Source organism: Chroococcidiopsis sp. CCNUC1, assembly GCF_023546805.1.
Classification (GTDB): domain Bacteria; phylum Cyanobacteriota; class Cyanobacteriia; order Cyanobacteriales; family Chroococcidiopsidaceae; genus Chroococcidiopsis; species Chroococcidiopsis thermalis.
Window position 1 is genome coordinate 2,345,144 of sequence record NZ_CP097480.1, and the last position, 13,983, is coordinate 2,359,126.

A 13,983-nucleotide genomic window follows, 5' to 3' on the forward strand; every position below is an offset into this window, starting at 1 on the left:
TGCTCTCGCTGTTTACCCCTGCTTTTTATGAAATAGATATCGCAAATAGAGCGCGATCGCGATAACGACGGTAGGTAATAATACTATAAATAGTGCTTGGCTTGATGTACCACTCAAAGGCAAGTAAGCACCACCATATTTAATCAGATACGACAGAACGGCAGAGATAATCATCAGCTCTGCAATAAATACTAACTGTTGTTTCCATCCCTCAAAAGCATTCATATAACTATCTTTCATGAAGTGAGTTGGTAGTTGGTAGTTGGTAGTTGGTAGTTGGTAGTTGCTCTTCTACCTCCTGTTTCCTATTCCTTTTCTTCACGCTCTTACTGATAACTGATAACTGACAACTGAAAAAGTTCGGCTGTTGCGATAGATATATGGGGTAGTCACCGAACCAGTTAGAGTGTAGAAAATCTTTACAATACGTACAAAATGATGCATAAAAATTAATCAAAATGCCTGTTGAAACCAATAATAATCGCCAGTTCAAACCGCCTAGAGTCCGGCAGTTTGGTGGCAGTTTACTCATTTTGTTGACTGTTCTATTACTGCTCAACTTTATTGTTCCCAGTTTTGGAGCTAGACAGCCACAAGTTGCTTATAGTGACTTTATTGCACAAGTAGAAGCAAATCGGGTAGATAGAGCTATTGTAGGGGGCGATCGCATTGAGTTTACTCTTAAAGCAGATCCTAACCAACCGGAAAGTAGCCTTCCGGCAAACCAAGTTCTCACGACTACGCCAGTCGCAATTGACTTAGATTTACCTAAGATCCTGCGCGATCACAATGTTAAGTTTACTGCTCCAGCACCCAGTAATAGTGGCTGGATCGGTACTCTTCTTAGTTGGGTTGTACCTCCATTAATTTTCTTTGGGATTTGGGGTTTTCTACTCAACCGTCAAGGTGGCGGCGGTCCCGCAGCTTTAACTGTTGGTAAAAGTAAAGCACGGATCTACTCTGAAGGTAGTACTGGCGTGAAGTTTACCGATGTAGCCGGGGTTGACGAAGCCAAGGCAGAACTACAAGAAATCGTAGATTTCCTGAAAAATGCGAGTAAATATACCCGTTTAGGTGCGAAAATTCCCAAAGGCGTGCTGTTGGTAGGTCCTCCTGGAACAGGTAAAACTCTGCTAGCAAAAGCGATCGCGGGTGAAGCTGGTGTCCCCTTCTTCAGTATCTCCGGTTCGGAATTTATCGAGCTATTCGTCGGTGTCGGTGCGGCGCGAGTACGCGACATGTTCGTCCAGGCGAAGCAACAATCTCCCTGTATCGTCTTTATTGACGAGTTAGATGCTTTGGGTAAGTCTCGCGGTGGTGCGAATGGTTTCCCTGGTGGTAATGACGAACGAGAACAAACCCTGAACCAGTTACTTACTGAAATGGATGGTTTTGATGCCAATACGGGTGTCATTATCATTGCTGCAACGAACCGTCCTGAAGTCTTAGACCCTGCATTACGTCGTCCTGGTCGTTTTGACCGTCAGGTAGTGGTAGACCGTCCTGATAAAATCGGTCGAGAATCGATTCTTAAAGTCCACGCGAGAAGCGTTAAATTAGCCGAGGATGTCGATTTAGGTACGATCGCTACCCGGACTCCCGGTTTTGCTGGTGCTGACTTAGCTAACTTAGTCAACGAGGCGGCGCTATTAGCGGCACGACAAAATCGCGATGCTGTTACTCAAGCGGATTTTAACGAAGCAATCGAACGAGTTATTGGTGGTTTAGAAAAGCGATCGCGGGTACTCAATGAAACCGAGAAAAAGACGGTTGCTTATCACGAAGTCGGTCACGCGATTATCGCCGCTTTGATGCCAGGTGCGGGTAGAGTCGAGAAAATCTCTGTCGTGCCTCGCGGTGTTGGTGCTTTGGGTTACACTCTCCAGTTACCAGAAGAAGACCGCTTTTTGATGATAGAGGATGAAATTCGCGGTCGAATTGCTACGCTATTGGGCGGGCGATCGGCAGAAGAGTTAATCTTTGGTAAAGTCTCGACTGGTGCGAGTGACGACATTCAAAAAGCTACTGACTTGGCAGAGCGTGCCGTTACCCTGTATGGTATGAGCGATGAATTGGGACCTGTAGCGTTTGAAAAGACTCAGCAAGAGTTTCTCGGTGGATATGGCAATCCTCGCCGTTCTGTCAGTCCGAGAGTCGCCGAGGAGATCGATCGCGAGGTGAAAGAAATAGTTGATGGAGCGCATCACATCGCGCTGGCTACCTTGTCCAATAATAAGGAGTTATTGGAAGAAACAGCTCAGTTGTTATTACACAAAGAAATTCTTGAAGGTGCAGAACTGCGGGAACGACTCAACCGCGCTCAAGCTCCAGCTGATATGGAAGAGTGGTTGCGATCGGGTAAACTACCTCAAGATCAGCCTTTGATGCAATCTGTTTTGGTGTAGATAACAATGTAGAGACGTTACATGTAACGTCTCTACATTGTTATCAGTTAGCGATCGCTCTTTTGGGGGCGATCGTTTTTTATTTGCCTTTGAATGAAATTTAATTCATAGCAATTCTCGATTGCGTGCATGACATTTGTAGGGGCGCACAGCCGTGCGCCCCTACAGATCGTCTGTTTTACCTAATTACAAACCACTATCAATGAAAGTTTACTGCGATCGCACGGCTTTAACCAACGCCTGACAAGCACGCAAGAAAACTCCTACATCTACACCTAAAGCCACAAACTGCACGCCAGTTGCAATCCATTGCTGGGCAATTTCTGGAGTGTCGGCAAATGTCCCCGCTGCTTTGCCAGCCTGACGGATAGTTTCTACTCCAGTCCGCATCAACTCAACGACACGGGGATCTCTTACTTGTCCGGCAATTCCTAAAGATTGCGATAAATCGTAAGGACCGAGAAAGATAACATCAATGTGGGGAACGCTAGCAATTTCTGCTAAGTTATCAATACCTTGTTTGCCTTCGACCTGAACGACAACTAAAGATGTTTCATTTAACTGCTCGATTCTTTGCGTTCCGGCGGCTGTGTAAACCCCGGCACGGGTATAGAGTGACAACCCTCGCGCCCCCAATGGACTGAACTTTGCTCCCTTTACTACTGCTTCCGCATCGGCTTTCGTTTCGATTTGCGGCACTTGTACCCCCGCACTACCAACATCAAGCGCTTTTTGGATCTGGGCTGGATTGTTCTGACTGACACGAATAATTGGTGCTAACTCCACGCAGTCAGCAGCGCGACATAAATCTTCCGCTATTAGAGTATTAAGAGAACCGTGTTCTAAATCAATCACAACAAAATCCAAACCTGCATGTCCGCAAATTTCGATAAATGCCGGATAGGCGCAGTTGGTAAATAATCCCAAGACAACCTCGCCCTGGTGTAATTTGTGTTTGAGTTGGTTTTGATACATAGTGATTAGTGGTAATTGGTAATTGGTAATTTGTCTTTTCTCCTCCAGCCTCCCCAGTTCCCTCAGCTCCCTCAGCTCTTTTCCCCTGCTCCCTTTCTTTTATGCTTTACACCTATCCACCTCTTCATGCTGGAATTTTACTCAAACGCTATAAGCGCTTTCTGGCTGATATTGAGCTGGAAACGGGGGAAGTGGTAACGGCACATTGTGCAAATACTGGTCCGATGACGGGGATTTGTACGCCTGGAAGTCGGGTACTAGTGTCGTATAGCTCGGTTACTACGCGCAAATTACCTTATACTTGGGAGGCGATTGAAGTCAACGACAACGAGCCTACCTGGGTAGTTGTGAATACTGCTTTACCCAATCGTATTGTCAAGCTGGCACTGGCACAAAAACTGTTTCCCGAACTCGGTAGCTATAGCCAAATTCGCTGTGAAGTCCCCTATGGTGCAGATCGGAAAAGTCGCGTAGACTTTTTATTGACTGGCGATCGCCCGATTTATATTGAAGTTAAAAGCACGACATGGGCGCAGCAAAGATTAGCTATGTTCCCTGATACCGAAACGATACGAGGACAAAAGCATTTACGAGAATTGAGCGCGCTTTTGCCTCACGCAAGGGCAGTCATGTTTTATGCTATTAACCGGGGTGACTGTACGCAGTTTGCTCCTGGTGATGCTGCCGATCCAGTCTACGGTCACCTGTTGCGTGAAGCTATGCAACTAGGTTTGGAGGTTTTGCCTTGCCGCTTTGAGGTAACTCCGGTTGGAGTGCGCTATTTGGGTTTGGCAGATCTAAAAATATGAATGTATCGATAATTTGCAGTTAACTCTAACTTGATTGAAATCTATGACTTCATCTTTACAATCTTTCATGGTGATTGATAAATAATAACTACCGAGAACTAATTTTTTGCCTGCTTTTTTTGACTTGCGACCGATAATCAAAATCATCCAAAATTTAAATATTAAAATAGCAAGATTATATGTTTAATTTTTAAATTTATTTGTGAATAGTAAAAAAATATATGTATCTAACTGCTATACGTTCAATTTCAGTTATAGGATACACTTCTAACTTCTAACTTATGACTTCCGAGTTCCTCATGACCGCTACTACTCTAAAACAGACGATCTTACAGCACATGAATCAGCAATCTAGCAGTGCCACCAAGACATTAAATTTATTGAGTATCGGTCAAAGAGGAGTTGGCAAAACAGTGTTTTTGGCTGGCAGCTACATCGAACTGCATTCGGGTTTCACAGCAGAACGCCCGCAAAAATTATGGTTTGATAGCCACAACAGTCAAGAGCAAGAAAAGATTGAAAAAGTTCTGAACTATATTACGCAAACAGGTCAATATCCGCCCCCCACAATGAAAATTGCCAGTTTCAACTTTAGTTTGAAGCGACATGGTTGGTGGAAAACCAAGACTCTCTGCGATTTTAGTTGGTGGGATTTACCAGGGGAATCTTGCGACTTTAATAACCCTAAATATCAAAAACTCGTGTTGAGTTCTCATGGTTGCTGTGCGTTTATTAATGCAGAAGCGTTAGTAAACAATGCTGCTTACCTACCACAACTAACGCAAACGATCGATCAAGTGGCAGCGATCGCCTCTTTAGTCAACCAACATAATATCAAATACGCGATCGCTCTAGTTTTCACCAAATGCGATTTACTTGCCCCAGAACCGTTAAGCCTGCTGCAAATTGAGGAAAAAATTCAACCTCTCCTATCTCGTCTAGATGCAGCCAAAACGAACTATCAAAAATTTTACTCTGCCATCCCGCTAGTCACGTTTGCAGGCGTACCCCAACTTAAACCAACTGGTGCAGCTACACCGATTCTATGGCTTGTATCAGAGTTGAAAAGATTGCACCAAACGCAACCTAAACAAGATTTGGGCAGTGGTTTAAAGCAACAGCTACTTTCTCCCGTTGAGCAAACGTTTATTTTCAAACAGATGCTCGGTAGCAAAAGCCTGCCCCTAATCCTATCAGGTATAGGTATCTTAGGAGTTGTAGGAATTGCTGTCACCTCATTGTGGGGCGGAAAACCACTAGCGATCGCACCCAAAGCTGCTTCAGACACAGACAGCAAAATTCAAGCCTACGAGCAACTTCTACAAAACGATCCCGGCAACTTTGATGCCTTAGTCGAGCTAGCAAACCTACGTATCCAACAAGGACAACCAAATTTAGCCATTCCGTTAATGGAAAAACTCGTCAGGCAAGAGCCAGAAAGACTGGAACTCCAATTGAATTTAGCTCAGCTTTACAAACTAACCGAACAACTGCCAAAAGCAGAATCCACTTACGATCGCGTCCTCTTACAAGAAAAAGACAATGTTGCAGCTTTGGTCAATAAAGCCCTGATCCGCGTCGAACAAGGCGATCGCCAAACCGCCAATCGCCTCTTTTCACAAGCAGAAAAAGCTGCCCCACCCAATTTGAAAGCCAAAGTTCGCGATATTGCTAAAAATAGCCTTTCGAGTAGGGAGTAGGGAGCCGGAGACAAAATTCAAGATTCAAAATTCAAAATTCACGCATTGGGACAAGGAGGACAAGGAGGACAAGGGAGCGGAGGAGCTGAGGGAGCTGAGGGAGCGACAACCAATAACCATCAACCAACAACCATTAACCATCAACTACCAACTCGTCAGTAACCTTGCCTTTCTGAGTAAAAATTTCAGCACGGTTTCTTCTTGGGCAACAATATCTGCATTAACTTCCATTCCAGGTTTGAGCGAGTAGGTGCGATCGCCTTTGACTAGATAAGGTTTTTCTGGCTGAATCGTGACTTCGTAGTATGGTGAGGCAGTATTGGGTGATTGACTTTGGGGGACGATCGCATCGGCAGAAATCGCCCTTACCGCACCTCGTAGAATACCGTAATCGGGATAAGGATAGGCAGAAATCCGCAACTGCACTCTTCCGGTTTTACAGTCTGCAACTGCCGCTTTCTGGCAGATTTGAATACTACTGATGTCTTGAGCAGCTACTCGCGCTTTAATTGTTAGCGCCGCTTGAGTAGGAGCGATCTGCGCGATCGATTGCCCTACATTTACAACTTGTCCGGGGTTGCGTAACTCCAGTTTCAAGACTTTACCAGCGTCAGGAGTTAAGAGAACGGCTTTTTTCAGCTCGTGCTGGACTTGCTGTAGTTCTCTAGCGGCGCGATCGATCTCATTTTCTAGGGCAAGACGACGTTGACGCAACACCTCTCGGTCTTTATTTAAATTAGCTAGGGAGATCTCGCCCTTAGCTCGCTCTTGGGCAACTTGTTCTGTTGCCATCGCGATCGCTGCACTTGTAGGATTTAGCGCGGCTTTGGCTCCTTTGAGTTTAGCTTCAGCAGCAGCAAATGCTTGTTCTTTTTCTTTAATTTGTAACTGCGTCACCGCTCCTGTATTTGCCAGTTGCTTGAACTGTTCCATCTCGACTTTCGATAACTCTAGTGCTGCTGTTGCTTCTTGTACTTGAGCTTGGGATGTGATTTGTCGATCCTGATATTCCCGTTGATAGCGTTGCAATTGGGCAGTAGCCGCAGCAACATTGCGCTCGATTAAGCCTGACTCAAACTCACGCTGTCTTTTGAGGGATAGTAATTGAGCATCGATTTGAGCCAGTTGTAATTCGTTATTTTTGATACTGCCCGTCACCTGTTGCTGTTTTGTCAAGAGTTGAGCGTTATCGATAATTGCGATCGCCTGTCCTTTTTTGACTGATTGGTTTTCTTTAACCAAAATCTGTTGTATGGAGCCAGCGATCGCGGCTTGGACTATTCTCGTCTCTCCTGCCGGACGGATAGTAGCAGCAGACTTTACCATTGCTTTGTAATGAATCGTAGCAGCCAGAGCCAGCCCTATAGCTACTGTACCTAGTAGCAACAACCCACCTAAAGTCGTCCACAGGCTCACGGGGGGGAGAAACTCATTACTCTGCACTGGGCGTAAGAAAGCAGGATTTGCTTCAGGTGATGGGTTCTTGGGCGTGTCCTGGCGGACTAAACGCAAGACACTGTTTTTATTTGGTTCCGACTGCATTAGCTAGTACTTAAATAGTTTTCCATCGGGCAGAAGAAGGAGGATAGGAGTGGGTGTCAGCTATTTTTTTCACTCCAAATATTGCCAAATTGAAAGTTCATAATTCTTGATTTTTAGCTTGATTTTTCGGCTTAATTTTTCTGACAAAAAGAATTTTTATTTGTGTAATTTGATGCCAAAATTGCTATTGGCAGCAAAATCATAAAGAATTTTGGTTTAAATTGCAACATATTTTTTGTAAGTCTAGAATTTTAAGTATCGCTACTGTACAGCAACTTTATTTGAGTTGTAAATCGATCGAAGATCGATCGGGCAATTGGAGAGCGTTGCCTGCAATTGAGGCAAACAATTAAGCAGTATTGCATTCGTTCTCAAGACATTAAGGTTTATTAATTTGCGATCGCGGCTTTGTGCAGTTGATTACACTATCTGAGTCTTGAGCAAACAAAGTCTTGAGCAAATTCAGACAAATTTTTGATTCTTCTAGACATTTCAACAGAAACGCTTCCATCTGTTTGTCTGAGAAATAGTCAGCTTAATTGTAGAACCAAAAAACGTGAAACAAAAGCTTGTTCTCCAACACAGTGAAGAAGATTGCGGCGCTGCTTGTCTTGCCGCTATTGCTAAATTCTACGGACGACTGCTGAAAATTAATAGTATTAGAGAAGCAGTAGGTACGGGATCGCAAGGGACAACACTGCTAGGTTTGCGCAGAGGTGCAGAAGCTTTAGGCTTTAATGCTCGTTCTGTCAGGGCATCTCCAGAAATTTTGTGGAAGCTACAACAACTCCCCTTACCAGCCATTATTCACTGGAAAGGCAATCACTGGGTAGTTTTGTATGGCAAGCAGGGGAAAAAATACACGATCGCCGATCCAGCGATTGGAATGCGTTATCTGTCGCGCATGGAGTTGCTAGAAGGCTGGACAGATTGGATTTTGCTGCTACTAGAACCCGATCCCGTCCGCTTTTACGCTCAAGTTGGAGAACAAGACAATCGATTTGAACAGTGGATACAGCGACTTTGGGTATATCGCGCCATTCTTGCCGAAGCTGTTGGGTGCGCGATCGCCGTTGGTTTACTGTCTTTAGCGACTCCGTTTCTCCTCCAAATCTTGACAGATGACGTGCTGATTCGGGGCGATCTTCAACTACTGACATCTGTAGTACTGGCAGTTATCGCACTGAGTTTTGTCAGGCGTGGCTTGGCACTGGTGCAAAGCAATTTGATCGCTCATTTCGCTCAGAGAATAGAACTAGGTTTAATTCTAGAATTTGGACGGCAAATTTTACGATTGCCCCTACTTTACTATGAGTCACGGCGCAGTGGGGAAATTGTTAGTAGACTGCGAGATATTCAAGAAATAAATTTATTGCTCTCGCGAGCTATTATCAGCTTACCAGGAGAGTTATTTGTCGCTATAGTTTCTTTTATTTTCATGCTAATGTATAGTCAAAAACTGACTGTATTTGCTGTATTCTTAGCAGGCGCGATGACTTTATCGACAATTTTATTTTTGCCAAGCTTGCAGCAAAAAACTCGTAAACTATTAGTTACGGAAGCAGAAAATCAAGGAATTTTAGTAGAAACATTCAAGGGAGCGCTAACACTCAAAACAACTGCTGCGGCTCCCCAGTTTTGGGAGGAATATCAAAGTCGTTTCGGTCAATTAGCAAATCTTGCATTTGGGACAATGCAAATCGGTATTGTCAATAATACCTTTTCTGGGCTAGTTGCAGACGTGGGTGGAGTAGCTCTACTTTGGTTTGGCAGTACTTTGGTCATAGGGAAAGAACTCAGTCTCGGTCAGCTACTAGCATTTACTACGTTAAACCGTAATGTCGCAACATTTATCATTTCCTCACTCGATTTTGTCGATGAATTCGCTCGGATTGAAACTGCTAATTCTCGGTTGCAAGAAGTGATTACCCATCCACCAGAAATCAAAGATGAAAAGCAAAAACCTTGGGTAGATATTTCCGATACAGCCGATATTGCCTGTTCTAAAATTGAGTTTCATTACCCTGGTAGAACAGATGTCGTGCAAGATTTTTCACTAACTATTCCTGGGGGTCAAGTTGTAGCGCTGATTGGTAAGTCAGGTTGCGGTAAAAGCACGGTAGCTAAACTGATTGCAGGTTTGTATACGCCACAGTCGGGTAACATTCGGATTGGCAGATATAATATTCAAGATATTTCGTTAGACTGCCTGCGACAACAAGCAATTTTAGTACCTCAAGAACCGCATTTTTGGAGTCGCTCGATTATTGAAAACTTTCGGTTAGGAATGCCCCACGTTCGCTTCGATCAAATTGTCAGAGCGTGCGAAATTGCTCAAGCAGATGAGTTTATCGCGAAGCTATCTGATAAGTATCAAACAGTTTTAGGTGAATTTGGCGCGAGTCTCTCTGGCGGACAAAGACAAAGATTGGCGATCGCCCGTGCTATTGTTAACAATCCGCCCATTTTAATTCTCGACGAATCCACGGCAGGGCTAGATCCGGCAAGTGAATCGCAGGTGTTAAATCAGTTGCTTCACCATCGTCGCGGCAAAACCACAATTTTGATCAGCCATCGTCCTCGCGTAATTAATTTAGCTGACTGGGTTATCTTCCTGCGCCAGGGGAGAATGTATGCTCAGGGAACGATCGCAGAATTGCAAGCGCACCCTGGGGAGCATATAGAATTTTTGCATCCGTAAACAATCCATAACAATCTATGTAGATCCCCCTAGCCCCCCTTGATAAGGGGGGTTGGGGGATCTCATGTAAAAGTGGGCATTAATCTCCATCAGCAACAGCCAGAAATTCAACTATATTTGCAACCAAGCAAGACCTTTTGCTGTATCTTTTTGCTGTATCTTTAAAACGCAACCGCCGATCGCGAAGTAGCATAGATCCTGTAGATATGTGTCGGAAGAGAGGAATGCGATCGCTATGGGGATGACCCTGACAGAAAAAATCTTAGCTAAAGCCTCCGGTCGAAACGCGGTCGAACCAGGGGAAAATATCTGGGTGGATGTTGACTTGTTGATGACACACGATGTTTGTGGACCTGGAACTATCGGTGTCTTCAAGCGCGAGTTTGGTGCAGATACAAAAGTATGGAACCCTGAAAAGATCGTCCTCATCCCAGACCACTACATCTTTACCGCCGACGAACGCGCCAATCGCAACGTAGATATTCTACGCGATTTCGCCCACGAACAAGGAATTAAATACTTCTACGACATCACCGATCGCAGCAATTTTAAAGCTAACCCAGATTATAAAGGGGTCTGTCACATTGCCCTCGCCCAAGAAGGGCATACCCGCCCCGGAGAAGTCTTATTCGGGACTGACTCCCATACTTGTAATGCTGGCGCTTTCGGTCAATTTGCTACAGGAATTGGTAATACCGATGCAGCATTTATTATGGGTACGGGCAAGTTACTGATTAAAGTTCCTGCCACAATGCGATTCGTTCTCGATGGCGAAATGCCCAATTACTTATTGGCAAAAGACCTGATTTTGCACATTATTGGCGATATTAGCGTTGCTGGAGCCAACTATCGGACGATGGAATTTGCTGGGGAAACCGTCAGCCGCATGACAATGGAAGACCGCATGACCCTGTGTAATATGGCGATCGAAGCTGGGGGTAAAAATGGGACGATCGCGGCTGATGATACCACTTTCGAGTACGTCCGCGCCCGTACCGATAAACCATTCGAGCCAGTCTACACCGACTCCGATGCCAAATTCTACAGCGATCGCCGTTACGATGTCTCGCAGTTAGAGCCAGTTGTCGCTCAACCCCACTCTCCAGATAACCGCGCATTGGCACGAGAATGCAGCGATGTCAAGATCGATCGCGTGTACATTGGTTCCTGCACAGGGGGTAAAACTGAAGACTTTATCCACGCCGCCCATATTCTCAAAGGACAGCAAGTCAAAGTACCTACCTACCTCGTACCTGCGACGCAAAAAGTTTACAACGACTTGTTTACACTCAAATACGAAGGGCAGACTCTATCAGAAATCTTCCTGCAAGCTGGATGTATCGAACCCACTGCGCCCTCCTGCGCCGCTTGTTTAGGGGGACCAAAAGATACTTTCGGGCGGATGAACAAGCCAGAGGTTTGCGTTTCTACGACTAATCGTAATTTCCCTGGTCGCATGGGTGATAAGTCAGCACAAATTTATCTCGCTTCCCCCTACACCGCCGCCGCTTCTGCCTTGACAGGTTACGTCACCGATCCGAGAGAGTTTTTGTAAGTCGTAAGTTGTAAGTCGTAAGTCGTAAGTTAAGATTCTGTCTCTTACCTCTTACTACTTACTTCTTGCCTATTACCCATTACCCATTACCGTTATCAGGAAAAATTACAATGAATTTGCGAAATTTAGTGAGAACCTATAATTATTTGAGTCCGCAGCAAAAGATTGTGATGGCGATCGCGGCAGTTTTAGGTGGTGGAGTCTTGCTGTGCATTCCTTTATTATCGCTACAGCCATCTCGTCCACCTGCTGTGAGTACAGGTGGTGCTGTTGGTAATCCAAACGGCGGACAAAATCCTTCAGGGGAAAACAACGCCGAACCGAGTCAAGTCGCACCCCTTGACACTGCAAATCCCATCGATCTCCCTGCTGATAGCAGTGCTGGAACTGGATTGGGTAGCGACTCTGCTTTTGGTGGAACTAGTACAAACTCCTCTAGTAGCGGTGGTAGTAGTACTCTAGATACCACAGATCCGCTAGATGAAAGAGTCGCAAATCAACGGCGATCGCCTGCGTCGTTGAACGATTCTTTATCCAATAATGTAGACAACCCTTACTCTCAATCGACAATGGGTCGATACCAGTCTCCTACTAGCATCAGCAACAGTCCCTATAGTGCTAGTCCTGGCAGTAGTAGTAATTTATCAACTGCCTACGGTCGTGGTGCTGGTGGCTCGTCTACATCTTCATCATCGTCCCGATTATCTAATCTCGAACCTGCTAAAGGCAACAACTTTACCTATCTCAACCCCTTCAGCCCGAATAGCGGTAATGGAACGACAGGCGCTAATTCCAACGCGACAAACCTTCCTGGTAATACCTCAGCAATTCCCAGTCAAAGCGCGATCGCTCCTAGCGGCTTGGGTGGTAGCAACAGCATGAGTGCTTCTCCTAGTAGCGGTTCTAGCAGCGTTGCCCCACAAACTACACCTGCTCCCACCAGCCAGCAAAATCCTTCCTTCCCAACCCCTTCTTCCCCAGGCAACACTCAGTCAGCGCCAAATCCTTGAGGAAGGGAGCAGGGGAAGAGAGCTGAGGAAGCTGAGGGAGCAAGACAATTCGCAATTCACAACTCGCAATTAATTCCGAATTCCGAATTCCGAATTCCGAATTCTCCCCACACCACTTTCTTACTCCTCATTCCTTGTTAAAAAAGCTTCCACTTCTGCGGCGGTGGGTTGGGCGGCGATCGCGCCTGGTTTGGTTGTCGTCAGCGCCCCTGCCGCACTAGCATAGGTGACAACCTGTTTGGCAATTGCGGCATCAGCGAGGCTGTGAATACCCCGTTGACATAACTGGTGGACGAAGCCAGCTACAAAGCTATCACCCGCACCAGTGGTTTCGACGACAGGCACGGAAAAACTAGGGGCTTTGCCTTCATTTTCAGACAAGCAGTAAGCGCAACCATTTTCTCCATCCGTGATCAGCACTCCTTCGACGGTATTGAGGCGATAGGCGATCGCTCCTGGATCGGCTGTTTGGAACAGCAAGAGTGCTTCTTCTTTGGAAAGTTTGAGAAAATCGACTTGCGGTACGATTTCTAAGATTGTTGCTACAGCTTTATCGGGATCTTGCCAAAATACAGGTCGCCAGTTGACATCTAGCAAAATTTTGGCGTTGTATTGGTCTGCGAGTTGTAAAGCGCGACGGACGCTAGCACCACTCTCGGGATAAGCAAGTTCTAAAGTTCCCAGTACGAGAAAATCAGCGTCCTCAAATAGGGATACAGGCAAAGCAGACGCTTGTAGATGCGTATCGGCAAATTCTGCCGTGTCGTAGTCGGCAAAACCTGCAAAAATGCGATCGCCCGACTCAGTGCGGGTAACATAGATTTGCCTTGTTGGTGCTGTGGGATGGCGTTGAATTCCCGTTGTATCGACTCCTACAGTTTGCAGTAACTCTACTAAGGTATTTCCTGGTTCATCTTTACCCACACAGCCAATGAAACTAGAAGTTGTACCGAGCTTGACCAAAGCACAGGCGACATTAGCAGGTGCGCCACCAGGATAGGGTGTCCAAGACTCAACTTGTTCGAGCGATCGCCCTAGTTGATCGGCAATCAGATCGAACAGAATTTCACCCAAGCACAGCACGCGAGAATTACTCATTCCAGCCAGCATTTAATGAATGTACGACTTTACCATTACCCTACAACAGAAACAGTTGTCAGTTATCAGTGGCTAGTGACTGGTGACTAGTGACTAGACCGAAACTAAGAATCTGGTTCTACCAGCCACTAGCCGCTAGCCACTCACTACTTCTTCTTTAAGTAACAAATATTACTTAATTAAGCTTT

General features: G+C 45.5%; 10 protein-coding genes. 6 read left to right on the forward strand and 4 right to left on the reverse strand.

Annotated elements, in window-relative coordinates:
• Positions 1 to 12: 12 nt before the first annotated feature.
• Entirely contained in the window at positions 13 to 240 is a 228-nt protein-coding gene (locus M5J74_RS10995; RefSeq protein ID WP_106167007.1) for a hypothetical protein, read from the reverse strand.
• Between the two features lie 218 nt (positions 241 to 458).
• Between M5J74_RS10995 and ftsH the strand changes: the two genes are divergently transcribed.
• The gene (gene ftsH / locus M5J74_RS11000; RefSeq protein WP_015154152.1) at positions 459 to 2,405 is read left to right on the forward strand and encodes an ATP-dependent zinc metalloprotease FtsH; all 1,947 of its coding nucleotides are present in this window, start codon (positions 459 to 461) and stop codon (positions 2,403 to 2,405) included.
• Positions 2,406 to 2,615: 210 nt separating this feature from the next.
• Here ftsH and M5J74_RS11005 read toward each other — a convergent pair whose 3' ends face one another.
• Complete coding sequence (locus tag M5J74_RS11005; RefSeq protein WP_015154153.1) at positions 2,616 to 3,380, reverse strand: HpcH/HpaI aldolase/citrate lyase family protein; 765 nt, start codon at positions 3,378 to 3,380, stop codon at positions 2,616 to 2,618.
• Positions 3,381 to 3,481: 101 nt separating this feature from the next.
• Between M5J74_RS11005 and sfsA the strand changes: the two genes are divergently transcribed.
• Both sfsA and M5J74_RS11015 read left to right on the forward strand, forming a co-directional pair.
• The gene (gene sfsA / locus M5J74_RS11010; RefSeq protein WP_015154154.1) at positions 3,482 to 4,189 is read left to right on the forward strand and encodes a DNA/RNA nuclease SfsA; all 708 of its coding nucleotides are present in this window, start codon (positions 3,482 to 3,484) and stop codon (positions 4,187 to 4,189) included.
• Positions 4,190 to 4,488: 299 nt separating this feature from the next.
• Positions 4,489 to 5,889, forward strand: coding sequence for a tetratricopeptide repeat protein (locus M5J74_RS11015; protein WP_181245255.1), 1,401 nt, complete (start codon positions 4,489 to 4,491; stop codon positions 5,887 to 5,889).
• Between the two features lie 144 nt (positions 5,890 to 6,033).
• Here the strand turns inward: M5J74_RS11015 and M5J74_RS11020 are convergent, their stop codons facing one another.
• Positions 6,034 to 7,431 (reverse strand): HlyD family efflux transporter periplasmic adaptor subunit, encoded by a 1,398-nt coding sequence (locus tag M5J74_RS11020; RefSeq protein ID WP_015154156.1) that lies wholly within the window; start codon positions 7,429 to 7,431, stop codon positions 6,034 to 6,036.
• Between the two features lie 556 nt (positions 7,432 to 7,987).
• On the opposite strand from M5J74_RS11020, the gene M5J74_RS11025 reads away from it, so the two are divergent.
• From M5J74_RS11025 to M5J74_RS11035, 3 genes are all read left to right on the forward strand, one after another.
• Positions 7,988 to 10,132 carry a peptidase domain-containing ABC transporter gene (locus M5J74_RS11025; protein ID WP_250016612.1) on the forward strand — a complete coding sequence of 715 codons (2,145 nt, stop codon included), beginning with the start codon at positions 7,988 to 7,990 and terminating at the stop codon, positions 10,130 to 10,132.
• 235 nt (positions 10,133 to 10,367) lie between these two features.
• Positions 10,368 to 11,687, forward strand: a complete 1,320-nt coding sequence (locus tag M5J74_RS11030; RefSeq protein WP_015154158.1) for a 3-isopropylmalate dehydratase large subunit — start codon at positions 10,368 to 10,370, stop codon at positions 11,685 to 11,687.
• Positions 11,688 to 11,797: 110 nt separating this feature from the next.
• A complete protein-coding gene (locus tag M5J74_RS11035) occupies positions 11,798 to 12,697 on the forward strand; it encodes a hypothetical protein (RefSeq protein ID WP_250016614.1) in 900 nt (299 codons plus the stop codon).
• 120 nt (positions 12,698 to 12,817) lie between these two features.
• On the opposite strand, the gene M5J74_RS11040 is transcribed toward M5J74_RS11035, so the two are convergent.
• Entirely contained in the window at positions 12,818 to 13,795 is a 978-nt protein-coding gene (locus M5J74_RS11040; protein WP_041463004.1) for a carbohydrate kinase, read from the reverse strand.
• Positions 13,796 to 13,983 lie beyond the last annotated feature (188 nt).

Coding starts and splice junctions, on each gene's coding strand:
- M5J74_RS10995 (WP_106167007.1), bottom strand. CDS start 240: ATGAAAGATAGTTATATGAATGCTTTTGAGGGATGGAAACAACAGTTA.
- ftsH (WP_015154152.1), top strand. CDS start 459: ATGCCTGTTGAAACCAATAATAATCGCCAGTTCAAACCGCCTAGAGTC.
- M5J74_RS11005 (WP_015154153.1), bottom strand. CDS start 3,380: ATGTATCAAAACCAACTCAAACACAAATTACACCAGGGCGAGGTTGTC.
- sfsA (WP_015154154.1), top strand. CDS start 3,482: ATGCTTTACACCTATCCACCTCTTCATGCTGGAATTTTACTCAAACGC.
- M5J74_RS11015 (WP_181245255.1), top strand. CDS start 4,489: ATGACCGCTACTACTCTAAAACAGACGATCTTACAGCACATGAATCAG.
- M5J74_RS11020 (WP_015154156.1), bottom strand. CDS start 7,431: ATGCAGTCGGAACCAAATAAAAACAGTGTCTTGCGTTTAGTCCGCCAG.
- M5J74_RS11030 (WP_015154158.1), top strand. CDS start 10,368: ATGGGGATGACCCTGACAGAAAAAATCTTAGCTAAAGCCTCCGGTCGA.
- M5J74_RS11035 (WP_250016614.1), top strand. CDS start 11,798: ATGAATTTGCGAAATTTAGTGAGAACCTATAATTATTTGAGTCCGCAG.
- M5J74_RS11040 (WP_041463004.1), bottom strand. CDS start 13,795: ATGAGTAATTCTCGCGTGCTGTGCTTGGGTGAAATTCTGTTCGATCTG.